The organism is Hydrogenophaga sp. SL48 (genome assembly GCF_021729865.1).
Taxonomy (GTDB): domain Bacteria; phylum Pseudomonadota; class Gammaproteobacteria; order Burkholderiales; family Burkholderiaceae_C; genus Hydrogenophaga.
The window spans coordinates 1,449,793-1,475,860 of the sequence record NZ_CP063400.1 but is presented as its reverse complement, the minus strand read 5'-3'; the positions used below and the strand labels follow the sequence as shown (position 1 = coordinate 1,475,860).

Below are 26,068 nucleotides of genomic sequence, written 5' to 3'. Positions count from 1 at the left end.
CCACATGCCCTCTCCATTCCCTCGCGCGGAAAGCCTCGCACTATCCAGTCAGAGACTCAAACTGGCCGTGCTCGGCCTAGCGCTGCTGCTGGGCGCCTGCGCCAGCGCACCGCCGTCGAACCCCGCGGCGCCGGTGACCGCCGCCCGCCCGGCGTCACCGGCCCCCGCTCCCTCGGTGCGGACGCCGGGCACCGAACTGCCAGCCCACGCCCCGCTGAGCGACATCGCGCTGGCATCGGCCACGCCGCCGCCGGTCGTGATGCTCTCCGCGCCGACCGACATCTGGGACCGCATCCGCCGGGGCTTGGCCATGTCCGACCTGGACAACGACATGGTGCGTGACCGCGAGCAGTGGTACGCCAGCCGTCCGGACTACATCCAGCGCATGACCGAACGCTCCAGCCGCTACCTGTTCCACATCGTCGAAGAGATCGAGCGCCGCAACCTGCCGATGGAGCTGGCGCTGCTGCCCTTCATCGAAAGCGCCTTCAACCCGCAGGCGGTGTCCAGCGCGCGCGCCGCCGGCATGTGGCAGTTCATGCCCGCCACCGGCCAGTCGTTCGACCTGAAGCAGAACGTGTTCCGCGACGACCGCCGCGATGTGCTGGCCTCCACCCGCGCCGCGCTCGACTACCTGGAGCAGCTTCATGCGCGCTTTGGCGACTGGCACCTAGCGCTCGCGGCCTACAACTGGGGCCAGGGCAACGTCAACAAGGCCATCACCCGCAATCAGCGAGCGGGCCTGCCGGCCACCTACAACGACATCAACATGCCGCTGGAGACGCGCATGTACGTGCCCAAGCTGCAGGCGGTGGAGAACATCGTCGCACGCCCGGAAGCCTTCAGCGCCCAGCTGCCCCTGATCGGCAACCACCCGTTCTTCGACACCGTGACGCTGGAGCGCGACATGGACGTCACACTGATCGCTGGCATGGCCGGCATCAGCGAAAAAGACTTCCGCTCGCTCAACCCCTCGATCAAGCAGCCCCTCGTGATGGCCGCGGGCACACCCAACATCCTGCTGCCCTGGGACAACGCCAAGGTGTTCGAGGACAAGCTCAAGGGGTACCGGGGCCAGCTCGCGAGCTGGACCGCCTGGGTCGCACCAACCACCATGAGCGTGGCCGAGGTGGCGGACCGCGTGGGCATGAGCGAATCGGAGTTGCGCGAGGTCAACAACATCCCGCCGCGCATGAAGGTGCGCGCCGGCTCCAGCCTGCTGGTGCCTCGCAGCGGACAGCGCAACAACGACGTGAGCGAGTTCGTGGCCGACAACGCGCAACTCAGCCTGGCACCCGACATCATTCTCAAGCGCTCGATCGTGCGCGCCCGCAAGGGCGACAACCTGGCGCGCCTGGCACAACGCTATGGGGTGAGCGCCGCGAGTGCTGCCGGGTGGAACCGCATGTCGGTCAACGAGCGTCTGAAGGCGGGTCAGCGCGTCACCTTGATGCTGCCGCGCTCGGCCAAGCTGGCCAGCGGTTCGGCCCCGTCGCGCAAGAGCGCTGCTGTCTCCGTACGCAAAAAGGGGCGTGACGGCAAGGCCACGGTACGGGCGGAAAAACGCGCGGGCAAGCCCGGCAAGCAAGCCAAACGAGAAAAGCCCGCGCGGCAAAGCCAGGCGAAAGGCAAGCGCTCCGAGGTCAGGGTCGCGGCCGAAGGCAAGAACGGCCGCAAGGCGCGCAAGAACTGACGAACGGCCCCGTCCGGGCGGCCGGGTGTGCTCAGGCCCGGAACCGGGTTTTGGCCTTCTGCGCCAGGGCGTTGGTGTAGGTCAGCGCCAGGTCCACTTTCTTGGACGCAGCGCCTTCGTCGAACCGCTCCAGCACACGGGCCACGTTCTGTGGTCCGGTTTCAGGCATGAGGCCGTCGGGTGCCCAGGCCTCGCGCGCCCGGCTGAACGCCGCCAGATACAGTGCCCGGTCACCCGAAAAATACGACTCGGGCACGGTTTTGTTGATGTCCGACGGCCCTGCCGTCTGAAGCCATTTCAGTGCGTGCACCATCGCATTCACCATCGCCTGGCACTCGGTGGGATGTTCGGCCAGGTACTCGGCCGACACACTCAGACAACCCGCCGGCATCGGCCCGCCAAACACCTCGGCGTTGCCGCGCACTGTGCGCGTGTCCGCCACCACCCGCAGCCCGCCGTCCTGCTCCAGTTGCGTGATCACCGGGTCGGTGTAGCAGATGGCATCGATCTGGCCGGTTCGAAAAGCCGCCACCGCCGTTGAAGGGCTGTTCATCGGCACATACTGCACGGCATCGCTGCCCAGCCTGGCGTTGGACAGCAGCACCTGGGTCAGGCGCTGGCTGGCCGAACCCATGGCCGTCACCGCCACCTTGCGGCCGCGCAGATCGCGGACATCGCGGAAGGCACCCATGGTTTTGCGCGAGACCCCCATCACCAGTTGCGGGGCGCGCCCTTGCAGCACGATGGACGGAAAGGCCTGCCCACGCGCCTGCAGCCTGATGGCGAGGCTGTAAGGACCAGACAGGGCCTGGACCGACCCCGACAGCAGCGCCTGGAGCGCGTGACCCGGCTCGCTCAGCTCACGCACCTGAACGTCCAGACCCTCCGCAGCGAAATAACCGAGGCGCTCTGCGATGGTCAAGGGCAGGTAGCAAAACGCCGACTTCTTTTCGACCGCCAGCTGCACACGCCCGATGGGCGCGCGCGGCAGCGCAGGCGGCGCAATGGGTCTGACTTGACCCATCGCCGCAGGCACCCCTGCACCCAGTGCAGCCGATGCCAACCAGCGCGCGCAATCACGGCGACTCCACATGCCACATCCTCTCTTGTCCCTGACTTCATTGAAGCACCGAGACTAGGGGAGGACAGGCACAAGCGCATCGGGGCGACTCCCGAGCGGGTTTTCACCGAGAACAAGTTTGCAAGCAAATGTCAGCGTGGCGTGGGCACGCGCGATGCGATCAGATGAACAGGATCGCGATGTTCACCGCCAGTGCGACCGTCCAGACCAGGCTGCGCAGCGTGGCCATGTCGGCCAGATAGAACAGGATGTACATCAGGCGCAGCACGACGTAGAGAAACGCCATCAGATCCAGCCGGGTCTGGAACGCGCCGAGCTGGTGCGCAATGATCACAGCCCCGATGTAAAAGGGCAGGGATTCAAAGCTGTTGGCCTGTGCCGCGTTGGCGCGCGCACGCCAGTCACCTTGCTGCGCCAACCAGGCGCGCGGGTTGTGGTTGTCGTAACCGCCCTCGCGGCGCGGCTTCGAAAACATGCCCCACTTCGCCAGGCCCGCACACGCGATGGGCAGCAGCGCGGCCACCAGCACCGTCCAGTAGGCCAGGGTCAATCCGGCGAATGTCATGAGTCGCTCTCCAGGGTCGTGGCCGCTCAGCGGCGGTCCACCAAAGCATGGGCAATGGTGCCCAGATCAACGTATTCCAGTTCGCTGCCCACCGGCACCCCCCGCGCGAGCCGGGTCACGCTCACACCCCGCGCCTTGAGCGACTGCGCAATCACATGCGCCGTGGTTTCGCCCTCGGCGGTGAAGTTGGTCGCCAGGATCACTTCGCGCACCTCGCTCTGCCCATCCACCTGCGCGTCGATGCGGTCAAACAGCTTCTGCAGGCCAATGTCGCGCGGCCCCACACCGTCGAGCGGACTGAGCTTGCCCATGAGCACGAAGTACAGGCCCTTGTAGGCACCGGTGCGCTCCATGGCGTCCTGATCTGCGGGTGTTTCCAGCACACACAGCTGGCTGCGGTCGCGCCGCGCGTCCAGGCAGGTGGGGCAGATGTCTTTTTCGGTGAAGGTGTGGCAGAGCGCACAGTGTTTCACCTCGGCGCAGGCATGTTGCAGCGCCTGCGCCAGGTGCAGCGCACCCTCCCGGTCGTGCTGCAGCAGGTGAAATGCCATGCGCTGCGCCGATTTCACGCCCACCCCCGGCAGACGCCGCAGCGCCTGCACCAGCAGTTCCAGGGAGTGGGTGGCGGTCACGCGTATGGGCGGCGGGCCATCAGAAGGGAAACTTCATGCCGCCCGGCAGACCAGGCATGCCCGCCGTGAGCTTGCCCATCTTCTCGTTCGACGTTTCTTCGGCCTTGCGCACGGCCGCATTGAAGGCCGCGGCGACCAGGTCTTCCAGCATGTCCTTGTCGTCGGCCAGCAGGCTGGGGTCGATGGTGACGCGCTTGACGTCGTGTTTGCAGGTCATCAGCACCTTCACCAGGCCAGCGCCGGATTCACCGGTGACCTCGATGAAAGCCAGCTCGTCCTGGGCTTTTTTCAGGTTGTCCTGCATGGCCTGGGCCTGCTTCATGAGACCGGCGAGTTGTCCTTTGTTGAACATGGTGATCCTTGTGTTCTGATTGGAAAAAAGAATGAATTCAGAAGGCTCAGCGAGCCGCCGCCGGGCCGCCCCGAGGCGGCTCAACCCCCTCGGGGGGCAGCGACCCGCGCAGCGGCGGAGTGTGGGGGCGCATGTCCGTGGCCTTGAGCGTGCCGGGCACGATTCTGCCGCCAAAGTCGCGCATCATCGCCTGCACGAAGGGGTCGTCCCGGATGATTTGTTCGGCCTCGCGCTGACGGCGCGCGGCTTCGGCCGCCAGGCGCAGCGCGGCAGAGTCGTTCACCGGGCCGATCTCCACCACCAGGCGGATATCGTGGCCCAGCGTCTTCAACGCCGTGCCCAGGCGTTCCCGGGTGTTGCCCTGGTTGAGCGACTCGCGCTCCACGCGAAGCACCCACTGGTCGGCGTCGCGCGCCACCAGCTGCGACTGCAGCCCCAGCTCGCGCACCAGCGCGGTGATCGTCTCGGCGCGCACGAGCTGCATCACCGCGTCAAACCAGACATCGCCTTCGGCACTGGTCACCAGCTCAGGCAAGCGCACCGTTTCACCGGGCTCGCGCAGCTGGTCCAGCCGTGGAGAGAGGCCCGCCTCGCGCACCGGAATCGCCACGACACGGCGGCTGGTCTGCACACCCTCGTCCGTTGGTGGCTCTTCCGGGTCTTCCACCCAGGGCGGGCCATCGTCGTCATCTAGAACCTCGTGACGGGTGGCCACTGGCTGGGCGGACGCCTCGGTCACGGTTCGAACGTTGAGGGGAGCCGGTGGTGACGGCGTCGCGGGTGGCGCAACAGGCGCGGCCACCGGGCTCGCCATGGCCTGGGCAGGCCGAACCTCCGCAGGCGTGCGTGGAGATGCCACCGGCGCAGGCGCGGCCGGCGGAACCGCAGCAGGCGCCTCAACCGCCGTTTTCAGTGTTTTTTTTTCCGCCGCGGCCACAGGGGTCGTGCCGGAAGGCTTGAACGCCAGCAGGCGCAGCAACACCATGGTGAGCGCGGCGTACTCGTCGGGCGCCAGGCCCAGTTCGCCACGGCCGTGCAGGCACAGGCTGTACAGCAACTGGGTTTCGTCGGCCGGCAGCGCATGGGCCAGGCGCACGATCTCGGGGGTGTCGGGGTCGTCCGATTCCTGCAAGGCCAGCCGTTCGGGCACCGCCTGCAGCACGGCCATGCGCTGCAGCAGGCCGGTCATTTCTTCCAGTGTCGACGCGGCGTTGAGGCCGTTGGTGCGCAGGCTGTCGACCGTGTCCACCACCGTGGCGCCGTCGGCCCGCGCCAGTGCATCGATCAGACGCAGCACATACGAGCGGTCCACGGCGCCGAGCATCTGGCGCACGGTTGCTTCCTGCAACTGACCGCCGCCGAAGGCAATGGCCTGGTCGGTCAGCGAGAGCGCGTCGCGCATGGAGCCGCGCGCGGCGCGCGAGATCAGGCGCAGCGCCTGCGTCTCGGCCGGCACGTTTTCAGCCTGAAGCACCTGACCCAGATGCTCCAGCACGGTCTCCGGTGCCATCGGGCGCAGGTTGAACTGCAGGCAACGCGAGAGCACGGTCACCGGCACCTTCTGCGGGTCGGTCGTGGCCAGCACGAACTTCAGGTACTCGGGCGGCTCTTCCAGCGTCTTGAGCATCGCGTTGAACGCGTGCCCGGTGAGCATGTGCACCTCGTCGATCATGAAGACCTTGAAGCGGCCCTGCACCGGCTTGTAGACCGCCTGCTCCAGCAGCGCCTGGACCTCGTCCACGCCGCGGTTCGAGGCCGCGTCGAGCTCGGTGTAGTCCACGAAGCGGCCCGAGTCGATATCGGTGCAGGCCTGGCACACGCCACATGGCTCGGCGGTGATGCCACCCTGCCCGTCCGTGCCCAAGCAGTTGAGCGACTTGGCCAGGATGCGCGAGACGGTGGTCTTGCCCACGCCACGCGTGCCGGTGAACAGGTAGGCGTGGTGCAGGCGCTGGGTCGTGAGCGCGTTCGTGAGGGCCTGGACCACGTGCGCCTGCCCCACCATTTCGGTGAAATTGCGCGGGCGGTACTTGCGGGCCAGGACGACGTAAGACATGGTGTCGATTCTAAGCGGCGCCCTCACCGCGCCCGGTCCGGCAAAGGTCGCTGCCATCGCCTACAATTCACCCCGACGGGCCTTCCCGCATGGTGAAGCGGCCAACCGGGTCAGGTGGGGAACCAAGCAGCCCTAACTGTGGAGTCAGTGCCGGGGTCAAGGCTCGTCACCTTATTCAGCGCATCGCACGCGCTACAGCAAAAAGGCCGCATCAGCGGCCTTTTTGCTGTCTGGGCCAGGCAGCCCCGATCAGAAAGCGTCGATCTTGAGCTTCTGGCGCTCCACCACCCGCTTCCAGCCGTCCACGTCTTTTTGCAGGAACAGCGCGAGCTGCGCCGGCGTGCCGGTGGCGGGCTCCAGCGCGTCTTTGGCCAGGCGCTCTTTCACATCGGGCATGGCCACCACCTGGGCCAGCGCGGCATTGATCTGCTGCACCACGGCGTCGGGTGTGCCTTTCGGTGCGACCAGCGCAAAGTAGTTCAGCACGTTGACATCGGCAAACCCCGACTCTTGCATGCCGGGCACCTGCGGCAGCGCGGGGCTGCGGCCCTGGCTGGTGACGGCGAGGGCCTTGAGGCGGCCGTCCCGGATGTAGGGTGCGAGCGCGGGGATGGTCCCGGTGAGCAGCTGGATCTGCCCGGACAGGGTGTCCACGGTGGCGGGCGCAATGCCACGGTAGGGAATGTGCGTGATGAACGTGCCGGTGTGCGCCTTGAGCGATTCGAGCACCAGGTGGTTGATGCCGCCGACCCCGGCCGAGCCGTAGTTCAGGCGGCCGGGCTGGCTGCGTGCCAGTGCCACCACCTCGGACAGGGTGTTCGCGGGCAGGTCTTTGCTCGCGGCCCAGACGAGCGGGCCGTGGGCAAACATGCCCACCGGGGTGAAGCCGGCGATGGGGTCGTAGCCCGCACCTGGCAGCGCGGCGGGCACCGTGGTGAAGGGCGCTGCGGCGAGCAGCAAGGTGTGGCCGTCGGGCGCGGCCTTGGCGACCTCCTGGGCGCCCAAGGCACCGGAAGCCCCCGCGCGGTTGTCCACGACGACGCTGATCTTCAGCAACTCGGCCAGCTTCGCCGCGATCAGGCGGCCCATGGCGTCGGTGCCGGCCCCGGGCGCGAACGGCACGACGATCTTGATGGGCCGATCAGGAAAGCCATTGGCCTGGGCAGCACCCGCGCTCAAGGCGACGAGGCCTGCGGCGAGCTGATGGCAAAAGCGGCGGCGGTGCAAAACGGACACGAACATGGGCAAACATCTCCAGGACAGGGCAAAAAGAACCCGTGGAACTCTAGACCCGGGTCTTGACGGCGTGATGACACCCCATCAATGGGCCTTGAGCCAGCGCGCCACGCCCTGCCCCGCCACCACACCGCTGGCCAGGCAAGCCGTGAGCAGGTAGCCGCCGGTGGGCGCTTCCCAGTCCAGCATCTCACCCGCGCAAAAGAGGCCGGGACGGCGCTGCACCATCAGCGCTTCGTCCAGCGCTTCGAAGCGCACACCACCGGCCGTGCTGATGGCTTCGTCGATCGGCCGGGTGGCGGCGAGCGTGATGGGCAGGGCCTGGATCGCGACCGCGAGCGCGACCGGGTCGTTCATCGTGGCCTTGGGGCACCGCTCGTGCAGGATGGCCATCTTGATGCCGTCCAGCCCGAGCCGGCTCTTGAGGTGGCTGGAGAGGCTGCGCGACCCTCGGGGGTGCGCCACCTGTTTGAGCACGTCTTCCGGGCTGCGGTCGGGCAGCAGGTTGAGGTGGAAGGTGGCGCTGCCGGTCCGGTTGATCTGATCGCGCAGCCCGCTGGAGACAGCGTAGACCAGGCTGCCTTCCACGCCGGTGGCGGTGGCGACGAACTCTCCCTTTTTCTGAAAGCTGTGACCCTGGTCGTCGGCAAACCGGATCGCGACCGATTTGAAGGGCTGCCCCGCGAAGCGTTCGCGGAACAAGGGCGTCCAACCGCCCTGCACCTCAAAGCCCCCGTTGGACGGTTGCAGCGGCGCCAGGTCCACCTCGGCGGCCTGCAGCCACGGCCACCAGGCGCCGTCCGACCCCAGCCGGGCCCAGCTCGCGCCACCCAGGGCCAGCACGGTGGTGCGCGCGCTCACCTGCCGTTCGCCCTCGGGCGTCTGAAAGCGCAGCGATGTCCCATCTCCAGCCCACCCGAGCCAGCGGTGGCGCATGTGAAACCGCACGGATTCGCCACCGGGCGCGGGGTGGCGCAGGCGTTGCAGCCAGGCGCGCAACAGGGGCGCTGCCTTCATGTCGGTGGGAAACACGCGCTGCGAGCTGCCGACAAAGGTGGTGATGCCCAGACCGGCGGCCCAGTCGCGCACCTGCTGCGGACCGAAGGCCTGCAGCATCACCTGCAAGGTGCTGGCCCGCTCGCCATAGCGGGAGATGAACGCGTCCAGCGGCTCGGCGTGGGTCAGGTTCAGGCCGCCTTTGCCGGCCAGCAGGAACTTGCGCCCGACAGAGGGCATGGCGTCGAACAGGTCGACGCGCACGCCCTCACGAGACAGCACCTCGGCCGCCATCAGGCCGGCGGGGCCGCCGCCGACGATGGCGACGTCCAAAGGAGAAAGCATCGGATTCAAAGCGTCGGTCACTTATCGGGTCTCGGTCTCTGCGGGCAGCTCGATGAGCTGGCCGTTGGCGTTGATGAAAGCGAGGCGCACCACGGCGCCAGGCTGCGCCGTCTGCACGGCACGGCGGTAGCGGACCATGTGAGCCAGCAGCTGGGCTTGTTGTTCGGGGCGCTCGGCGCTCTTGTGGTCCAGCACCCACCATTCGCCGCTGTCACGTCGCCGTACCAGGCGGTCCAGGCGCAGCAGCTGACCCTCGAACCACAGCTCGACCTCATTGCCCCAATGCGTGAGCTGATCGGCGTCCCAGGCCCAGGCGGCCTCGCCTGAGACGATGGCGCGCGCCATGGTGTGCGCCTGCGCGGACTGTTCGGGTGACAGCGCGAACTCCCGCGCCACCGCCTGCCGGTGCAGGTCCGTCCACTCAAAGCCGCCCAGCGGGGTGGGCCGCCATTGCAGCAGGCGGTGCAGCGCGAGACCGGTGCGGGCCAGCGCGTCCAGGGCCGCGTTTTCCGTGGTTTCCTGGCCTGACGCGTCCTCGGACGCGGCCGCTGGCACAAAGATCGGCAGCGCGAGCAATTCGAAAGGCTCTGGCTCGGCCGCCTCGGCATGCACCGACTCGGGTGCGGCCGCCACGGCCAGAGCGTGCGCCTGGATGCGGCGGAACCACGACGGCGCGACGGCCGCCCGATGGGGCTCGGTGCTGGAGATCACCAGGCGGTGTTCGGCGCGGGTGAGCGCCACGTAAAGCGCGTTGAGTTCTTCCAGCGCGCGGGCCTGCTGCTCGATGGCCAGCACGCCCTCGGCGCAGGCCGGCGGCGACTTTTCGCTGGCGAGGAACACGAACCGGCGCGGCTGGGGTGCCTCGCCCGGCCAATCCACGAGCACGCCCATGCTCTCGGCCTTGGGGGGCGCGGCGTCGGTGTCGAGCAGCAGCACGGTGTGGGCCTCCAGGCCTTTGGCACCGTGGATGGTCAGCAGGCGCACCGCGTTGTCCTGCGCGGCCTGCGGGGCCCGGATGTCGCCGGCCTTGAAGGCGCGCACCAGCCGGTAGGGGCTCAGGAAGCGCCCGCCGTCCTGGGCCAGGGTGTGCGCCAGCAGGCTCTGCAGCTGGGCCAGCACCGCCTCGCGCTGGTGTGGCGGCACGGCCTGGGCAAAGCGCGCGAGCACATCGCCATCGCGGTAGATGGCGGTGAGCGCGTCATGAGGCGGCAGGCTGTCGACCCAGCCGCGCCAGCGCGCCAGGCGGATGGCGGCAGGACCGATCGGGTGGAGGTCTTGGGCCTCTCCGCCGGAAAGACTGGCGGCCAGCGCGTCCTGTTCGTCGGACTCGAGGGAGGACCAGCGCTGCAGCACGTCCCACCAGCATGGGGCTTGCACCTTCTCGCCCGGCCCGTTCACCTCGGCGGGGGGTGTCCAGCGCTTTCGCAGGCGCGCGATCTGGGCCAGCGACGCATCGCCCAGGCCGAGCAGCGGCGACCTGAGCGCACGCGCCAGGCTCAGGTCGTGGGCCGGTGAGACCAGCGCGTCGAGCAAGGCGACCACGTCCTGCACGGCGGGCGCGTCGGCGAGATCCAGCTTCTCGGGCTGCTCGCAGGCGATGCCACGTTCGCGCAGCGCCTCGAACAACCAGCCCAGGCGCTCACGCTTGCGCGACAGCACCATGATGTCGCGGGGCCTCAACGCGCCGCTGGCCAGCTCGTGGGCGATCCAGTCGGCCGCCTGCCGGGCCTCGATGGCACTGAGGGTCTCTTCGGGGGTCACACGCGGCTCGCTCAGGCTGTCGCGCCAGACGGCCTCGCCCTCCGCGCCGTGGTCGTCATTGCCGCCCGCCGCGCGCGGCACCTGCGGCAGTGCCAGCACCGCGCCCAGCGCGTCGCTCTCTGTGGTGTGGGTGCGGTAGCCGGCGTAGCCCGCGTCCTGCTCGGCGGCCTGCATGACGGCGTTGAGCGCGTCCACCACGCCGGTGGCGCAGCGGCGCGTGTGGTCGCAGGTGAGCAAGGCACCGTCGAGCCCCTCGACCACGAACGCCTGCGCTGCCTTGAACACCTGCGGCTCGGCGCGGCGGAAGCGGTAGATCGACTGCTTGGGGTCGCCCACCAGAAACACGCGCGGCGCTTCGCCCGGACCGGCACCGGCGTAGGCCGAGAGCCAGCCGTAGAGCGCCTGCCACTGCAGGGGGTTGGTGTCCTGGAACTCGTCGATCAGCAGGTGGCGCACGCGCGCGTCCAGGCGCTGCTGCATCCAGCCCGAGAGCTCGGCGTCGCCCAGCAGGCGCAGGGCCGCGCCCTCGATGTCGTTCATGTCCACCCAGCCACGCTCGCGCTTGAGCGACGCGTACTCTGCACTCAAGCAGCGGGTCAGGCGCGTCAGGCGCTGGTGGTGCTGCCAGGCCTGGTGCTGGCGACGCGCGCCGCACAGGGCTTTCAGCTCGGTCTCGGCTTCCTGCGCAGCGGGGAACTTGCTCAGGTGGTTGGTGAGGCGGTCTTCGTCGGCCACGAAAAAGGCCTTGCGCAACTGGTTGAACCGGGCCGCCATCTGCCCAGGCTCGTCGGGCACGGCGAACGCGTCCACGACTGCGTTGGCGGCCTTCTGCGGCGTCTTGTTGCCCTCGCCGCCCAGCACCTTGGCCCACGCCAGCCAGCGCTCGCGGACCATGCTGCCGAGCAAGGCGTCTTCAGGGGCATCGAACCGGGCCAGGGACGGGTACAGCACCGCGAAGGGCTCCACCGAGGACTCGACCACGCTGCTGGCATCGGCCAGCGCGAATTCGACCCGCTTGTCCAACGCATTCTTCAGCGCCTCGCCGGTCTGGTGGCGCCCGTGCAGGGCCACGCTGTGAAGATAGTCCTGCCGCAAGCCGGCGTCGGCCGCCACGGTCGCGTAGAAACGGGGCCACACGCGCTGCACCGCTGGTTTGTCGTCTTCGAGCAGCTCGTAAGGTGCGGGCAATTCCAGGTCGTGCAGCACCGAGAGCGGCGCGTTGCGCAACAGGGCGGCGAACCAGCTGTGGAAGGTGCGGATCTGCACCGGCCGGCCCAGCGCGGTCAGCCGCGCGTGCAAGGCCTGCAGATCGCCGGCGCGAACGGCGGCCTGCGCCGGGTCCATGCCACGCAGGACCAGCTCCTGCACCAGCTGGTCCTGCGGCAAGCGCGAGAACGCCAGCAACCAGTCGAGCAGGCGTTCGCGCATCTCGCCAGCGGCCTTTTTGGTGAAGGTGATGGCCAGGATATCCTGCGGCGCGGTGCCGTCGAGCAAGGCCCGCAGGATGCGCGAGACCAGCATCCAGGTCTTGCCGGCGCCCGCGCAGGCCTCCACCGCCACGCTGCGCGCCGGGTCGCAGGCGACCGCGTAGAACGCCTCGCGCGACACCGGTTCGCCGTTGATGCGGTATGCCGCTTGTTCGCTCATGTCACTGTCCAGAAGTCTTTGCGGCACAGGCCACGAGCGGCGCAGAAGTCGCACACCTTGCCCTCGCCCAGGGCCGGCATGCCGTGCCCCGCCGCGACCCGATCGAGGTCGCGCACCAGGCCCTCTCGCAGCGCATCGCGCGCGGCGATCACCTGCGTCTGCTCGACCAGCAAGGTGGCGCCCGCGTCGCGGCTTTCGGTCACGCTCAGGTAGGCCGCCCGCACCGTCTCCTCGGGCAAGAGCGCGGCGTAGTACGCGATCTGCGTGTCTTCCAGCGGTGCTTTCACGCGGTTGCGGGTGGTGTCGCGCGGCTCGGTCTTGTAGTCGATCACGAACGGAATCACACCCTCCGGGCTGTCCTGGTGATCCACCCGGTCCAGCGTGCCGATCAACCGGTACGGCCCCGCCTCGCTGCGCAGCGACAGCTCGGCCTGGGCAAACCGGGGGCCGGCGCGGTCACCACTGGCTTCAAACTTCCACAGCCAGTCCAGGTAACCATCGCACACCGCCGGCCAGGCAGCCTGGAACGGCAGGAAGCCGGCACGACCTTCTGTTGCGCCGTCGTCGGCCGACAGCGCGTTGAGACCCATGTGCTCGGCCGTGCTCCGGGCCAGCCGGTCGATGCGCTCGCGATCACTGCGTGCATCCGGCGCTGCGCCCTCGGCCTGCGCCTGCGCACGCTCTTCGTGAAAGAGCTTGAGCACCGCGTGCAGCCAGATGCCCATGTCGCGCTTGTCGGGCTCGACCTCCAGCTCGTCGGCGTCCTGCAAGCGCAACTGGCGCAAGGCAAAGAAGCGGTAAGGGCAGTCGCGCAGGTCCTGGTAGGCGCTGGCCGAGAGCGCTTCGGGCAGCAGGTCACCCGATGAGGGACCTGGACGGACCACCGCCTCAGGTGTGAGCCGGCGCCGCTCTCGCGGATCGATGGTGGCCGCGAGCGCGGCACCGTCCTGTGCCGTGTCGAGCATCAGCACCCAGGGGCTGGGCAAGACGGCTTCCCCTTGCTCCTGCGTGCGCCAAAGCAGGTGAACCTCAGGCAACCGGATCAACATCTCCCAGGCCTGCCTGGCGGCCAGGGCAAGGTCCTCGCGCTGCGGCAGCCCCAAGGCGCTGCGTTCCTGCGGTGTCCATGCGCCGGGCGGCTCGGGACTTGCGGGCAGGTGGCGCTCGTCGCAACCGGGCGCCACCGTGGCCGCAAAAGAACGCCCCAGCAGTTGCGCCATGGGCAGGATGACCACATCGGGCGTCCCGGTGTTTGGCGCCATGAAACTCGCCCCCTCCAGCGCGTCCCGCACCCAGGCCGTGAAGGCGGCCAGGCTCATGTGTGGCTTTCTGCGGCGCATGGCTTCTGTTGCATCCTCCTGAAGCCCCTGCTCCAGCACCGCCAGCTCGTGGGACGCGCCATCGCTCAGACGCAAGGTCTGCACGATCTGCTGCCCGGCGGCGTCGCTGCACCATTCGTCCCACCAACCGCAGCTGCGCAAGGTTTGCGCCAAATCGGGGAGCCATTGCGACAAAGGTCGTGGCGCCTGGAGCGCAGCGATCAGCTCGGGCAGACCGAGCGGAACACTGCCCACGAGCTGCGGGTGCCGCAGGGCCGAAGCGGCTTGAGCCAGACCCAGCGAGCGGGCCCGGCGCTCCAGTGATTGCAGCTGCGCTTCTGGCCAGACCCGGGTCTGCTGCAGGAAATCGAGCAGGTCGTCGGTGCGGGCGCGTGGATCGGCCGCTCGCAAGAGGCTCATGAGCCGCGCGGCCGCATGGGTGGTCGACAGCTTCCACCCCGTCTCGTCGCGCACCGACAACCCCGCCCCGTGCAATTGCGCGCTCACCTGCCGCACCAGCACACGATCGTTGGCCACCAGCGCCACTGGCGTGCGACCGGCATTGGCCAGCGAAATCACACAGGCGGCAGCGCGCTGGGCCTCGTCCTGCGCATCGTGGCAGGCGTGCAGGCTGGCGATGGGCCATGCTTCAGTCGGGGGATGCAGTGGCAGCACCGTCACCCGATCGCCCCACAACGCCGCAAGCGCGGTCGCCAGCGGATCGGGCTGAAAACCCTGCAGAACCAGCAGATCATCAAACGCGACCCCTGGCGCCGCCAGCGGTGTCCACAACACGTCGGTGGCATAGACCGATGAGGACGTCCAGGCCAGCGCGAGCGAGGCCACCAGGGCCTCCCATTGCAGCGTCTGGCCCCCGGTCGCCATCGCTTCGCGCATCTGCCCCGCCCAGTCGGCACGGGCTTCTGGGGGGCGTGCTGCGGCCAATGGCCCGAGCTGGCGGGCCGCATCAACCAGCCTGGCCACCAGCACCGGCCTCAGGGCAGGTGCCACCCGACCACGGCCCACGCGGTCGATCAAGCTGGCGGCCACGAGACTGTCCCGGGCCACGTCGCCGGACAGGTCGTTGATGGACGGCAGGAAGGGTTGCAGCGACGCGGCCCAGTTGCGGCTGGACTCGAACCTGGGCGAGAAGCCGCTGGGGTGGGCTTGCGCCCAAGCCCGGCGCCCCGAGTCCATGAGCTGGGCATAAGGCACCAGCACCAGTGCTCGCGAAGCGTCGACAGAACGGCTCTTCAGCCGCTGCCCGATCTGCTCGGTCAGCGCCGACCAGCGTATGTCTGCGGGGTGGCTGATCGGGGGAGCAGACATCATGGAACGGGCGTTTCTGTCACAATTGAGCAGTTGTAGCTGTACGCCGAGACCCAAGGTCCTGCGGCACAGCCCATTGACTTTAACTCCCCCTTTCAACGTTCCTTAGGATGGACCATGGCCAGCGACCTGATCACCCACGTTTCTGACGCAACTTTCCAGGCCGATGTGCTCGAAGCCAAAGCACCGGTGCTGGTGGACTTCTGGGCCGAGTGGTGCGGTCCATGCAAGATGATCGCCCCCATCCTGGACGAAGTCGCCGGTTCTTACGGCAGCAAGCTCAAGATCACGAAGCTCAACGTGGACGACAACCGCGACGTGCCCGCCAAGTTCGGCATCCGCGGTATCCCGACCCTGATGCTGTTCAAAGACGGCCAACTGGCCGCCACCAAGGTCGGCGCCATGAGCAAAGCCCAATTGACCGCTTTCATCGACCAGCAACTGGCCTGATCGTTCTGCCGGCGAAACCGGCCCGGGTGCAACGCCCGGGCCTCGTACAGCAGCCGATATTTTTCCTGTCATAATTCTTCCGTCAGCTGGCCAACCACAGCCCAGCCTCTCTCGACAGCGCCAGTCCGCCAACCGGACGTCAGCGCCCCCTCCCCCGGTTTTTTGACTCGACTCCCTCCCGGAGTGAATCCCATGCACCTCAACGAACTCAAGGCACTGCATGTGTCTGAAGTCCTCAAGCAGGCCGACGCGCTTGAGATCGAAAACACCGGCCGCATGCGCAAGCAGGAGCTGATGTTCGCCATCATCAAGAAGCGCGCCAAAGGCGGCGAACTGGTGAACGCGGACGGCGTGCTCGAAGTCCTGCCCGACGGCTTTGGCTTTCTGCGCAACATGGACACGAGCTTCACCGCGTCCACCGACGACATCTACATCTCGCCGAGCCAGATCCGCCGCTTCAACCTGCACACCGGCGACATGATCGAGGGCGAGGTCCGCATCCCCAAGGATGGCGAGCGCTACTTCGCGCTCAACAAGCTCGACAAGATCAACGGCCTGCCCCCCGAGGACAACAAGCACAAGATCATGTTCGAGAACCTGACGCCGCTGTTCCCCAAGGAACAGATGCGCCTGGAACGCGACATCAAGACCGAAGAGAACATCACCGGCCGCGTCATCGACATCATTGCGCCCATCGGCCGCGGCCAGCGCGCCCTGATCGTGGCGCCGCCCAAGAGCGGCAAGACGGTCATGATGCAGCACATCTGCCATGCCATCACGGCCAACCACCCCGAGGTGGAACTGCTGGTGCTGCTGGTGGACGAGCGCCCGGAAGAAGTGACCGAAATGCAGCGCACGGTGCGCGGTGATGTGATCGCCTCTACCTTCGACGAACCGGCCGCACGCCACGTGCACGTGGCCGAGATGGTGATCGAACGCGCCAAGCGCCTGGTCGAGCTGAAAAAAGACGTGGTGATCCTGCTCGACTCCATCACCCGCCTGGCCCGCGCCTACAACAACGTGTTGCCCTCCTCCGGCAAGGTGCTGAGCGGTGGCGTCGATTCCAACGCCCTGCAGCGCCCCAAGCGTTTCTTTGGTGCCGCGCGCAAGATCGAAGAAGGCGGCTCGCTCACCATCATCGCGACCGCGCTGGTGGACACTGGCAGCCGCATGGACGAAGTGATCTTTGAAGAATTCAAGGGTACCGGCAACTGCGAAATCCACCTGGACCGCCGCCTGTATGAAAAGCGCGTGTTCCCCTCGATCCAGCTCAACCGCAGCGGCACCCGCCGCGAGGAGCTGCTGCTGGCGCCGGAGATCCTGCAGAAGACCCGCATCCTGCGCCAGTTCATGTACAACATGGACGAGATCGAAGCCATGGAAATGGTCTTGAAGAGCATGAAGGCGACGAAGAACAACTCAGAGTTCTTCGACATGATGCGACGGGGTGGCTGACCCCCCGCGCCGCCTTCGGCGTCACCCCCCAGGGGGCAACACCAGCGGCCCGGCAAAGCCGGTTCCGCGGTGTTCCCGGTTCAAGGCACCTCCTCCGGCTGCACTTCTCGGGCTATAATCCAAAGCTTTGCAAATTGCGACAAGTACAGCGGAATGGTTCCGCTGCGGCTGCCGCACCTGAACCCAAGGAAACGTCATGAAAGACGGCATTCACCCCAACTATCGCGAAGTCTGCTTCGTTGACCTGTCGAACAACTTCAAATTCGTGACGCGTTCGTGCGCGAACACGAAGGAAATGATCAAGATGGAAGACGGCCGTGAGCTGCCGCTTTTCAAGCTGGACACCTCCAGCGAGTCACATCCCTTCTACACCGGCACGCAAAAGAGCGTGGACAACATGGGTGGCCGCGTCGAGAAGTTCCGCAACCGCTTCGGCAAGACCGCAGCCGCAGCCAAGTAATCAGACGCCGCGCGAGCCAGCAGGCCGCGGTCCCTGCGCAAAAGCAGCCGGTTTTCCGGCTGCTTTTTTTTGGCTTGTCATCCCCCCCCTGTATATTTGCCGCCGTGAACCTTGCCACCCCAGCCATCGTGCCCCAGTCGGCCGTGCGCCGTCTGCCCCGGCTCGCGCTGTTGTTGTTTTGCCTGGCCTATGTGCTGCCCGGCTTCGTTGGGCGGGAGCCTTGGAAAAACGCCGACGTGGCGGCATTCGGCGCCATGCTGGGGATGGCGCAAGGGCAGAGCAATTGGTGGCAGCCACAGGTGCTCGGTGCTGCGGCCGATGTGGCCGGCCCCCTGCCCTACTGGCTGGGCGCCCTCTTCATAAGGGCAATGCCCTTTCTGGATGCCGACATTGCAGCCCGTATCCCGTTCGCATTGTTGCTGGCGTTGACCCTGGTCTGCACCTGGTACGCCGTGTACCACCTGGCACGGCAGACCAGTGCGCAGCCGGTGGCCTTCGCGTTTGGCGGGGAGGCCGATCCGATCGACTATGCACGCACATTGGCCGATGCCGCCTTGCTGGCGCTCGTGGCCTGCCTGGGGCTGGCCCAGATGTCGCACGAGACCACCCCCGACCTCGCACGGCTGGCGATGGTGAGCGCCGTGCTGATGGCAGCCACCCGCATGGCATTGCCCTCCACTCGGCACCCGTGGCGAACAGTGATCCTTTGGGGGGCGGCGACGCTGGGACTGGTGTTCAGTGGAGCACCCTGGATCGCCCTCATCCTGGGCAGCGGTCTTCTGGTCGGTGTGTGGCTGGCTCGAACCGCCAGCGACACACGACCTCCGCTGGAGTTGACCTGGGTGGCCGGCTTGCTGGGCCTGGCCACCGCGCTGGCCGCACTGACGCAACAGATTCAGTGGCCCAACGAGTTGGCCTTGCCCGCTGTTTGGACCGAATGGCAGCGTTGGGCCCGCCTCCTGGTCTGGTTCACCTGGCCCGCGTGGCCACTGGTGCTGTGGACCCTGTGGCGCTGGCGGCGACAGTTGCTCAGTCCACACGTGGCCTTGCCCCTGTGGGCGGCACTGGTCAGCGTGATCAACAGCGCGATCAACCCGGACTTTGACCGCGCACTGCTGCTTGCCTTGCCCGCACTGGCCGCGCTGGCGGCCTTCGCGCTGCCCACGCTCGGACGCAGTGTGTCGGCCCTCATCGACTGGTTCACCCTGGTTTTTTTCAGCGGCTGTGCGCTGGTGATCTGGGTGATCTGGTTTGCGATGCAGACGGGTGTGCCCGCCAAGCCTGCAGCGAATGTCGCTCGACTCGCGCCTGGATTCGTGCCCGAATTTTCGCTGGTGCTGCTGGTGCCCGCGCTGCTGGCCACCGTCGCGTGGTTCTGGCTGGTGGCATGGCGGGTCGGACGGCATCGGCAGGCGCTCTGGAAAAGCCTGGTGCTGCCGGCTGCGGGGGCCACGCTGTGCTGGCTTCTTCTGATGACACTGTGGCTGCCGCTGCTGGATTTCGGCCGGAGCTACGGCCCCGTGGTGCGCCGCATTGCCAAGCTGGTACCGGCGTCGTCGCCCTGCGTCCTCGCAGACGGGCTGAGCCAGGCCCAGATCTCGGCACTGCAATACCAGGGCGGACTGACCCTGGTTCGCAGCGGCCTGAAAGCCGACCCCCGATGCCAGGCGATGGTGGTCCATCCCGACAGCCAGCCCACGCTCGATGAGCGGGTGCAATTGTTTGAGTGGGCCTACAAAGCCACGGTGCGTCGCCTGAACGACAAGGAAAGCCTGCTGCTGTACCTGCGCGTGGGCGGCTGATCGGGGAGCTACCCGATGGCGAGCTGTCGCACACGGGAGGGCGGCAGCGAAATGGCGAACGTGGACCCTTCACCGACCACACTCTGCACCTGCACCTGACCACCGTGTCGCTGGGTCACGTGTTTGACGATGGCCAGGCCGAGTCCCGTGCCACCGGTTTCGCGCGAACGGCTGCGGTCGACACGGTAGAAGCGCTCGGTGAGGCGCGGCAGGTGTTCGGCGGCGATGCCGGGCCCACTGTCCTGCACAAAAAACTCGCCCGTACCGTCGTCCAGCAAGCGCCAGCCCGCATGAATGCTTCCGCCCGCCGGGGTGTAGCGCACGGCGTTGCTCAGCAGGTTGGACATGGCACTGAGCAGCTCGGTCTTGACGCCAGACACCCAGAACCTAGGACCTGGTGCCAGATCAACAACGTGCACAGGCCGGGCGATCGCTGCTGACAAGCCGATCGCTTCCTGCACCACATGCTGCGCGAGCTCGTGAGCGTCGACCCACTCTCCAGGACCCGGTGCGGGACTGCCTTCGAGGCGCGAGAGCGTCAGCAAATCGCTCACCAGCGTCTGCATGCGCTGGGCCTGCTGGCTCATCAGTCCGAGATAGCGCTGCCGTTCTTCTTCTTCCAGTGGAATGCTCTGCATGGTTTCGACAAAGCCACTGAGCACGGTCAGTGGGGTGCGGATTTCATGCGAGACATTGGCCACAAAATCGCGCCGCATCGCCTCGGCCAGCTGCACCGCCGTCACATCGCGGGTCATCATCAGCCGGCGTTTCTTGCCGTAGGGGTGAATCTGCAACGAGATCTTGCTCGGCTGGGAGGGCCGCTGGCCAGGGCCGTCGAACTGGATCTCGTGCATGAAGTCACCCGCCTCCATGTAGGCGGTGAACACCGGGTGGCGGACCATGTTGCGCACGTACTGGCCGAGATCGCGCTGGGGATCAAAACCAAGGTGCTGGGCGGCCGTCAGGTTGCACCATTCGATGCGGGACGAGGCATCCAGCAACACCACCCCGTTGGGTGAAGCCTGTATCGCGGCGAGGAAGTCCTCGAGCCGGTCGTCGCTGTTCTGGGCCTTTTTCTCCAGCTTCTTGATCAGCTTGCGGCTGCGGTCCGTCAGCTCGCCCCACAGGCCAGGAAGGCTCGGCGTGCGGTCCAGATCGGCTTTGCCCAGCCAGCTCAGCAACCGGTAGGCACGCACGCTGTCGAAAGCAAGCCAAGTCAGTGCGCCCAACAAGGCGCCCAGCAGGGTCGCAGGCGCCGAGTCGCGAATCCATCCCCAGCTGGCGGCCAACGCCATCAGGAGCAACAGCCCCACCGCCCGACGGATCATGCCGACAGGTCGCTGCTGCCAAGTCCCACCGCAGGTCGGACCGTGAGGCGGTATCCCGCACCACGCACCGTTTCGATCATGCCGGCTGCTTCGCCCAGGGATTCCCTCAAACGCTTGACATGCACATCCACAGTTCGCTCCTCGATAAAGACATGGTCTCCCCATATCTTGTCGAGCAGCGTACCACGCGTGTGCACCCGCTCCGAGTGCTTCATCAGGTAGTGCAGCAGTTTGAATTCGGTCGGCCCCAGCTTGAGCTCTGCTTCGCGAAAGCTCACGCGGTAGGTGGCCGCGTCCAGCGCGAGGTCACCCACCTGCACCGAATCGCTGACGATCTCGGGCGCGCGCCGACGCAGCACCGCGCGAATGCGGGCGAGCAACTCGTTGGTGGAGAAGGGTTTGGTGATGTAGTCGTCGGCACCCGCGTCCAAGCCCTGCACCTTGTCGGACTCGTCGCTGCGCGCGGTGAGCATGAGAATGGGGATGGTCTTCGTGCGGTCCTGCTTGCGCCACTGGCGCGCCAGCGATGCCCCACTCTCGCCGGGCAGCATCCAGTCCAGCAGAATCACGTCGGGAAGCACCGCGTCGATTTCGCGCTGCGCAGCCTGACCATCAAACACCACTGTGGGTGCAAAGCCGTTGTGGCGCAGGTTCACCGCGATGAGCTCAGCGATCGCCGGTTCGTCTTCCACGACCAGCACGCGTGGCAGTTTTCTCACGACCAGACTCCTGAAAGATCACAGCCTGTGCAGCAGGCCAGCGCCAGCGCCGAACCGCCCTTCGACAGGCTCAGGACGGGCGGCTGCTGGCGCCCCCCTCCAAGGGGGGTGGCGCGAAGCGCCGCGGGGGGTGTTCCAAGTGTCATCCGACCACCGACTCCACCTTGTCCATCGGCGAGTGGCGCACGTCTTCGCCCTTGACGATGAAGATGATCTGTTCGGCGATGTTCTTGGCGTGGTCACCCACGCGCTCCAGCGACTTGGCCAGGAACAGCAGGTCCAGGCTGGGCGAAATGGTGCGGGCGTCTTCCATCATGTAGGTGATCAGCTTGCGCAGAAAGCCGTCGTACTCGGCATCGATTTCATTGTCGTCCTTGATGATGGTCAGTGCCATGGTGGTGTCCAGTCGGGCGAAGGCGTCCAGCGTCTTGCGCAGCATGCCCGCGGCGAGATCGGCGGCCAGTCGCAGCTCGGAAATCGGCAGCGAGCGCGGCGTACCGCCTTCGATGATGGATTTGACCATGCGCGCCACACGGGCCACCTCGTCGCCCGCGCGTTCCAGATTCTGGGTGGTGCGCGAGATCGCCATCAGAAAGCGCAGGTCACGCGCCGTGGGCTGGCGCCGGCCGATGGTGGAGATGATCTCGTGATCGATGTTCACCTCCATCTGGTTGATGCGGTTCTCGGTTTCGAGCACCTGCTCGGCCGTCTCCAGGCTGAGGTGGATCAGCGCATACACCGCCTGGTGCAGCTGCGACTCCACCAGACCGCCCATTTCGAGCACATGGGTGGAGATGGAGTTGAGTTCTGCGTCGAACTGGCTGGAAATGTGTTTGTCGCCCATGTGTGGCTCCCTGTGATCAGCCGAAACGGCCGGTGATGTAGTCTTCGGTCTCCGTGCGCTTGGGCTTGAAGAAGATCTGCTCGGTGGAGCCGAACTCGATCAGTTCGCCCAGGTACATGTAGGCCGTGAAATCGCTGCAGCGCGCGGCCTGTTGCATGTTGTGCGTGACGATGGCGATGGTGTAGTCCTTTTTCAGCTCGTGCACCAGTTCCTCCACCTTGCCGGTGGAGATCGGGTCCAGCGCCGAGGTGGGCTCGTCCAGCAGCAGCACCGAGGGCTTCACCGCCACGCTGCGGGCGATGCACAGGCGCTGCTGCTGTCCGCCCGACAGCGAGAGCCCGCTCTGGTTCAGCTTGTCCTTCACCTCGTTCCACAGCGCGGCCTTGGTCAGCGCCCATTCCACCCGCTCGTCCATGTCGCTGCTGCTCAGGGACTCATAGAGCTTCACGCCAAAGGCGATGTTGTCGTAGATCGACATCGGAAACGGCGTGGGCTTCTGGAACACCATGCCGATGCGGGCGCGCAGCAGGTTCAAGTCCTGTTTGGGTTCGAGGATGTTGTCACCGTAAAAATTGATCTGCCCCTCGGCGCGCTGGCCCGGGTACAGGCTGTACATGCGGTTGAGGGTGCGCAGCAAGGTGGACTTGCCGCAGCCCGAGGGGCCGATGAAGGCGGTGACCTTGTGCTCGGCCACATCCATGGTCACGTTCTTCAGGCCCTGAAACTTGCCGTAGAAGAAATTGAGGTTGCGGACTTCAAGCGCGTTCTTTTGCTCGACGTCGATGGCGGTAGCGATGGCGTTCATACAACTGGTTCCTGTTGGGGATGGACTTCGGGCTTAGGAAGGTGCCCGGTCGCGGAAAAAGACACGTGCCAGGATGTTCAATACCAGCACGGCCATCGTGATGATCAGCGCGCCGCCCCAGGCCAGACGAATCCAGTTTTCATAGGGGCTCATGGCGAACTGGAAGATCACCACCGGCAGGTTGGCCATGGGCTCGGTCATGTCGGCGCTGTAGAACTGGTTGTTCAGGGCGGTGAACAGCAGCGGCGCCGTTTCACCGCTGATGCGGGCCACGGCCAGCAACAGACCGGTCATCACGCCGCTTTTGGCCGCCCGCAGCGTCACCATGGTTGCCACTTTCCAGCGCGGCGCACCCAGGGCGAAGGCCGCTTCACGCAGGCTGCCGGGCACCAGGCGAAGCATGTTCTCGGTGGTGCGAACGACCACGGGCACCGCGATCAGCGACAGCGCCAGCGTGCCGGCCCAGCCCGAAAAGCCCCCCACCGTGGCCACCGCGATGGCGTACACGAAGAGCCCCAGCACGATGGACGGGGCGGACAACATGATGTCGGTCACAAAGCGGGTCAACTCGGCCGTCTTGCTCGTGTCGCCGTACTCGGCGAGGTACACACCCGCAAAGATGCCGACGGGCGTGGCCAGCAGCACCGTGAACCCCACCATGAGCAGGCTGCCCACGATGGCATTGCGCAGACCACCGCCTTCGGTACCGGGGGCGGGCGTGTCATGCGTGAACATGTTGAGGTCCAGCGCGGCCAGACCGTTGCTGAACAGCACCGTCAGGATCCACAGCAGCACGGCCAGGCCGAGGATCATGGAGCCCATGGAGAGCGTCAGGCCCACGGTGTTGGCCAGCTGGCGCCGGCGGTAGAGCGATTGATTGAAGTCCATGGTCAGAGTCCTTTGGCTTTTTCGGCGCGGATGATCATCCACTTGGCCAACGCCAGCACCACGAAGGTGATGACGAAGAGCAGGAAACCGAGCGCAAACAGGGCGGAGATGTGGAAGTCGGCCGCTTCGCCGAACTCGTTGGCGAGCGTGGAGGCGATGGAGGTACCGGGCGAAAACAGCGAGGTCGGCATGCGGTTGGCATTGCCGATCACGAAGGTCACGGCCATGGTTTCACCCAGCGCACGGCCCAGGCCCAGCATCACGCCACCGATCACGCCCTTCTGTGTGTACGGCAGCACCACGCGGCGCACCACCTCCCAGGTGGTGCAACCCAGACCGTAGGCCGATTCGCGCAGGATGGGCGGGACGATCTCGAACACGTCGCGCATCACGGCCGCCACGAACGGCAGCACCATGAAGGCCAGCACGATGCCGGCGGCCAGGATGCCGAAGCCGTTGGTGCTGCCCCCGAACAGGGTGCCGATCAAGGGCATGCCGCCCAGCAGGTTCTGCACCGGCACCTGAAAATGATCCGCGAACAAGGGCGCGAACACGAACAGGCCGAACATGCCGTAGATGATGGACGGCACGGCCGCCAGCAGCTCGATGGCAGTGCCCAGCGGGCGGCGCAGCCAGGTGGGGCAGGTTTCGGTGAGGAAGAGTGCAATGCCGAAGGCCAGCGGCACAGCGATCAGCAGCGCGATGGTGGCGCTGGCCAGGGTGCCGACGATGGCGATCGCGCCACCGAACTCTTCGTTGATGATGTCCCACTCGACATACCAGATGAAGTGGGCGCCGAATTTTTGAAACGCCGGCCAGGCGTTGATGAACAGCGAGACGATGATGCCCATCAGGGCCACCAGCACCAGCAGCGAAAACGACTGCGTGACGCGGTGAAAGAAGAAGTCCTGCAGCCGCTGCTTTCGCGCAATCGACAGCATCTGGACGTTGGCCGGTGCGGCGGCCTTGTGGTGCGAACTCATGGTGATACCCACGGTCATATTGATTCCCCTCAGGGCGCTTCCAGAGATAGAAAGGCCTGGGACCTGAAGCACAGTGTGCATCAGCCCCCAGGCCCGAGGGAACGAGAATTACTTCGCGACCTGGTTCCAGACCTTGCTGCGGATCTGGGTGGTCAGGGTGTCGGGCAGCGGCACATAGTCCAGCTCGGTGGCCAGGCCCTTGCCCTTGCTGAAGGCCCAGTCGAAGAACTTCAGTGCTTCGGCCGAAGCAGCTTTGTCGACGGGCTGCTTGTACATCAGGATGAACGACGCGGTGGACACGGGCCAGCTCTCGGCACCCTTGGCGTTCACCATCGACACGCCCATGCCCGGCACGCTGAACCAGTCGGCGCTGGCGGCGGCGGCGGCGAAGGTCTTGTCGTCGGGGCTCACGTACTTGCCGTCGGCGTTCTGCAGCTGCATGAAGTTCATGTTGTTCTTCTTCACGTAGGCGTACTCCACATAGCCCAGCGCGCCCTTGACGCGGTTGACGTTGGCGGCCACGCCTTCGTTGCCCTTGCCACCCACGGACGAGGCAGCAGGCCACTTCACGGCAGCGCCCTTGCCCACGGTGTCGGCCCACTCTTTGCTGACCGCGGCCAGGTAGTCGGTCCAGTTGAACGTGGTGCCCGAGCCGTCGGCACGGTGCACGATGGTGATGTTCTGGTCGGGCAACGATTTGCCGGGGTTCAGGGCGACCAGCTTGGGGTCGTTCCACTTGGCGATCTTGCCCAGGAACATCTCGGCCAGCACCGGGCCGGTCACGCGCAACTCACCGGGCTTGAAGCCTTCCAGGTTGATCACGGGCACGGTGCCGCCGATGATGGCGGGGAACTGGACCATGCCGTCCTTGTCCAGGTCGGCACCGGGCACGGGAGCGTCGGAGGCGCCGAAGGTCACGGTCTTGGCACGGATCTGCTTGATGCCGCCAGAAGAACCGATCGACTGGTAGTTCAGGCCGACGCCGGTTTCTTTCTTGTAGGCTTCTGCCCACTTGGCGTAGATGGGGAACGGGAAGGTGGCGCCCGCGCCGGTGATGTCGGCGGCGAAGGCCGAGCTCATGGCCACGGTGGCCAGCGCGGCGGCGGCAACGGTCTTCAGAAGGGTGCGTTTGGTGTTCATTCGAGTCCTCTCGGTTGGGGGAAAAAGTTCACAACCGGGACTCTAGGGATGCTCTGTGACAACCTTGTGACAACCGCATGAAAGGCGCCGTGGTGTCACACCCCGATCACACCAGAGGGCATCTCCGCCATGTCTTCCTCGAACGCTGGCTGGGCAAGCCGAGCGGGCCGGTGCCATGCGGC

At 66.4% G+C, this 26,068-nt stretch carries 21 protein-coding genes and 1 other RNA gene; 6 read left to right on the top strand and 16 right to left on the bottom strand.

What is annotated here, in order from left to right; all coding sequences use genetic code 11:
• Window positions 1-4: 4 nt before the first annotated feature.
• Window positions 5-1,693: a transglycosylase SLT domain-containing protein gene (locus IM738_RS07035; protein WP_236965162.1), complete on the top strand. Its 1,689-nt coding sequence runs from the start codon at window positions 5-7 to the stop codon at window positions 1,691-1,693.
• Window positions 1,694-1,724: 31 nt separating this feature from the next.
• Here IM738_RS07035 and IM738_RS07030 read toward each other — a convergent pair whose 3' ends face one another.
• The 5 genes from IM738_RS07030 to dnaX all read right to left on the bottom strand — a co-directional run bounded on the left by IM738_RS07030 (window position 1,725) and on the right by dnaX (window position 6,379).
• Window positions 1,725-2,717, bottom strand: coding sequence for an ABC transporter substrate-binding protein (locus IM738_RS07030; RefSeq protein ID WP_236965161.1), 993 nt, complete (start codon window positions 2,715-2,717; stop codon window positions 1,725-1,727).
• Between the two features lie 217 nt (window positions 2,718-2,934).
• Entirely contained in the window at window positions 2,935-3,339 is a 405-nt protein-coding gene (locus IM738_RS07025; protein ID WP_236965160.1) for an MAPEG family protein, read from the bottom strand.
• Window positions 3,340-3,365: 26 nt separating this feature from the next.
• A complete protein-coding gene (gene recR / locus IM738_RS07020; RefSeq protein WP_236965159.1) occupies window positions 3,366-3,971 on the bottom strand; it encodes a recombination mediator RecR in 606 nt (201 codons plus the stop codon).
• A 19-nt stretch (window positions 3,972-3,990) separates the two neighbouring features.
• Complete coding sequence (locus tag IM738_RS07015; RefSeq protein ID WP_236965158.1) at window positions 3,991-4,323, bottom strand: YbaB/EbfC family nucleoid-associated protein; 333 nt, start codon at window positions 4,321-4,323, stop codon at window positions 3,991-3,993.
• A gap of 46 nt (window positions 4,324-4,369) precedes the next feature.
• Window positions 4,370-6,379, bottom strand: coding sequence for a DNA polymerase III subunit gamma/tau (gene dnaX / locus IM738_RS07010; protein ID WP_236965157.1), 2,010 nt, complete (start codon window positions 6,377-6,379; stop codon window positions 4,370-4,372).
• A gap of 74 nt (window positions 6,380-6,453) precedes the next feature.
• On the opposite strand from dnaX, the gene ffs reads away from it, so the two are divergent.
• Window positions 6,454-6,550, top strand: an RNA gene (gene ffs / locus IM738_RS07005) — signal recognition particle sRNA small type.
• Window positions 6,551-6,628: 78 nt separating this feature from the next.
• Here ffs and IM738_RS07000 read toward each other — a convergent pair.
• From IM738_RS07000 to IM738_RS06985, 4 genes are all read right to left on the bottom strand, one after another.
• Window positions 6,629-7,621 carry a Bug family tripartite tricarboxylate transporter substrate binding protein gene (locus tag IM738_RS07000; protein ID WP_236965156.1) on the bottom strand — a complete coding sequence of 331 codons (993 nt, stop codon included), beginning with the start codon at window positions 7,619-7,621 and terminating at the stop codon, window positions 6,629-6,631.
• A gap of 78 nt (window positions 7,622-7,699) precedes the next feature.
• Complete coding sequence (locus IM738_RS06995) at window positions 7,700-8,956, bottom strand: TIGR03862 family flavoprotein (RefSeq protein ID WP_236965155.1); 1,257 nt, start codon at window positions 8,954-8,956, stop codon at window positions 7,700-7,702.
• Window positions 8,957-8,977: 21 nt separating this feature from the next.
• Entirely contained in the window at window positions 8,978-12,364 is a 3,387-nt protein-coding gene (locus tag IM738_RS06990) for a UvrD-helicase domain-containing protein (RefSeq protein ID WP_236965154.1), read from the bottom strand.
• Window positions 12,361-15,015, bottom strand: coding sequence for a PD-(D/E)XK nuclease family protein (locus tag IM738_RS06985; protein WP_236965153.1), 2,655 nt, complete (start codon window positions 15,013-15,015; stop codon window positions 12,361-12,363). Before IM738_RS06985 ends, IM738_RS06990 begins: the two co-directional genes overlap by 4 nt.
• 114 nt (window positions 15,016-15,129) lie before the next feature.
• Between IM738_RS06985 and trxA the strand changes: the two genes are divergently transcribed.
• The 4 genes from trxA to IM738_RS06965 all read left to right on the top strand — a co-directional run bounded on the left by trxA (window position 15,130) and on the right by IM738_RS06965 (window position 19,179).
• A complete protein-coding gene (trxA, locus tag IM738_RS06980) occupies window positions 15,130-15,462 on the top strand; it encodes a thioredoxin TrxA (RefSeq protein WP_077334934.1) in 333 nt (110 codons plus the stop codon).
• Between the two features lie 192 nt (window positions 15,463-15,654).
• Window positions 15,655-16,917 carry a transcription termination factor Rho gene (gene rho / locus IM738_RS06975; RefSeq protein ID WP_077334936.1) on the top strand — a complete coding sequence of 421 codons (1,263 nt, stop codon included), beginning with the start codon at window positions 15,655-15,657 and terminating at the stop codon, window positions 16,915-16,917.
• Between the two features lie 196 nt (window positions 16,918-17,113).
• Entirely contained in the window at window positions 17,114-17,377 is a 264-nt protein-coding gene (locus tag IM738_RS06970) for a type B 50S ribosomal protein L31 (protein ID WP_236965152.1), read from the top strand.
• A 104-nt stretch (window positions 17,378-17,481) separates the two neighbouring features.
• Window positions 17,482-19,179, top strand: coding sequence for a hypothetical protein (locus IM738_RS06965; protein ID WP_236965151.1), 1,698 nt, complete (start codon window positions 17,482-17,484; stop codon window positions 19,177-19,179).
• Between the two features lie 8 nt (window positions 19,180-19,187).
• On the opposite strand, the gene phoR is transcribed toward IM738_RS06965, so the two are convergent.
• The 7 genes from phoR to pstS form a co-directional block, all read right to left on the bottom strand.
• A complete protein-coding gene (gene phoR, locus IM738_RS06960) occupies window positions 19,188-20,507 on the bottom strand; it encodes a phosphate regulon sensor histidine kinase PhoR (protein WP_236965150.1) in 1,320 nt (439 codons plus the stop codon).
• Window positions 20,504-21,226 (bottom strand): phosphate regulon transcriptional regulator PhoB, encoded by a 723-nt coding sequence (phoB, locus tag IM738_RS06955; RefSeq protein ID WP_236965149.1) that lies wholly within the window; start codon window positions 21,224-21,226, stop codon window positions 20,504-20,506. Before phoB ends, phoR begins: the two co-directional genes overlap by 4 nt.
• A 142-nt stretch (window positions 21,227-21,368) precedes the next feature.
• Window positions 21,369-22,070 (bottom strand): phosphate signaling complex protein PhoU, encoded by a 702-nt coding sequence (gene phoU, locus IM738_RS06950; protein WP_236965148.1) that lies wholly within the window; start codon window positions 22,068-22,070, stop codon window positions 21,369-21,371.
• A 16-nt stretch (window positions 22,071-22,086) separates the two neighbouring features.
• Window positions 22,087-22,875 (bottom strand): phosphate ABC transporter ATP-binding protein PstB, encoded by a 789-nt coding sequence (pstB, locus tag IM738_RS06945; protein ID WP_236965147.1) that lies wholly within the window; start codon window positions 22,873-22,875, stop codon window positions 22,087-22,089.
• 33 nt (window positions 22,876-22,908) lie between these two features.
• Entirely contained in the window at window positions 22,909-23,763 is an 855-nt protein-coding gene (gene pstA, locus IM738_RS06940) for a phosphate ABC transporter permease PstA (RefSeq protein WP_236965146.1), read from the bottom strand.
• A 2-nt stretch (window positions 23,764-23,765) separates the two neighbouring features.
• Window positions 23,766-24,746 carry a phosphate ABC transporter permease subunit PstC gene (gene pstC / locus IM738_RS06935; protein ID WP_236965145.1) on the bottom strand — a complete coding sequence of 327 codons (981 nt, stop codon included), beginning with the start codon at window positions 24,744-24,746 and terminating at the stop codon, window positions 23,766-23,768.
• A 108-nt stretch (window positions 24,747-24,854) separates the two neighbouring features.
• Window positions 24,855-25,886, bottom strand: a complete 1,032-nt coding sequence (pstS, locus tag IM738_RS06930) for a phosphate ABC transporter substrate-binding protein PstS (protein ID WP_236965144.1) — start codon at window positions 25,884-25,886, stop codon at window positions 24,855-24,857.
• Window positions 25,887-26,068: the final 182 nt, after the last annotated feature.

Bases quoted from the DNA above. Each gene is read 5' to 3' on its own strand.
- IM738_RS07035 (WP_236965162.1), top strand. From the start codon at position 5: ATGCCCTCTCCATTCCCTCGCGCGGAAAGCCTCGCACTATCCAGTCAG.
- IM738_RS07030 (WP_236965161.1), bottom strand. From the start codon at position 2,717: ATGGGTCAAGTCAGACCCATTGCGCCGCCTGCGCTGCCGCGCGCGCCC.
- IM738_RS07025 (WP_236965160.1), bottom strand. From the start codon at position 3,339: ATGACATTCGCCGGATTGACCCTGGCCTACTGGACGGTGCTGGTGGCC.
- IM738_RS07015 (WP_236965158.1), bottom strand. From the start codon at position 4,323: ATGTTCAACAAAGGACAACTCGCCGGTCTCATGAAGCAGGCCCAGGCC.
- dnaX (WP_236965157.1), bottom strand. From the start codon at position 6,379: ATGTCTTACGTCGTCCTGGCCCGCAAGTACCGCCCGCGCAATTTCACC.
- IM738_RS07000 (WP_236965156.1), bottom strand. From the start codon at position 7,621: ATGTTCGTGTCCGTTTTGCACCGCCGCCGCTTTTGCCATCAGCTCGCC.
- IM738_RS06995 (WP_236965155.1), bottom strand. From the start codon at position 8,956: ATGCTTTCTCCTTTGGACGTCGCCATCGTCGGCGGCGGCCCCGCCGGC.
- IM738_RS06990 (WP_236965154.1), bottom strand. From the start codon at position 12,364: ATGAGCGAACAAGCGGCATACCGCATCAACGGCGAACCGGTGTCGCGC.
- IM738_RS06985 (WP_236965153.1), bottom strand. From the start codon at position 15,015: ATGATGTCTGCTCCCCCGATCAGCCACCCCGCAGACATACGCTGGTCG.
- trxA (WP_077334934.1), top strand. From the start codon at position 15,130: ATGGCCAGCGACCTGATCACCCACGTTTCTGACGCAACTTTCCAGGCC.
- rho (WP_077334936.1), top strand. From the start codon at position 15,655: ATGCACCTCAACGAACTCAAGGCACTGCATGTGTCTGAAGTCCTCAAG.
- IM738_RS06970 (WP_236965152.1), top strand. From the start codon at position 17,114: ATGAAAGACGGCATTCACCCCAACTATCGCGAAGTCTGCTTCGTTGAC.
- phoR (WP_236965150.1), bottom strand. From the start codon at position 20,507: ATGATCCGTCGGGCGGTGGGGCTGTTGCTCCTGATGGCGTTGGCCGCC.
- phoU (WP_236965148.1), bottom strand. From the start codon at position 22,070: ATGGGCGACAAACACATTTCCAGCCAGTTCGACGCAGAACTCAACTCC.
- pstB (WP_236965147.1), bottom strand. From the start codon at position 22,875: ATGAACGCCATCGCTACCGCCATCGACGTCGAGCAAAAGAACGCGCTT.
- pstA (WP_236965146.1), bottom strand. From the start codon at position 23,763: ATGGACTTCAATCAATCGCTCTACCGCCGGCGCCAGCTGGCCAACACC.
- pstC (WP_236965145.1), bottom strand. From the start codon at position 24,746: ATGAGTTCGCACCACAAGGCCGCCGCACCGGCCAACGTCCAGATGCTG.
- pstS (WP_236965144.1), bottom strand. From the start codon at position 25,886: ATGAACACCAAACGCACCCTTCTGAAGACCGTTGCCGCCGCCGCGCTG.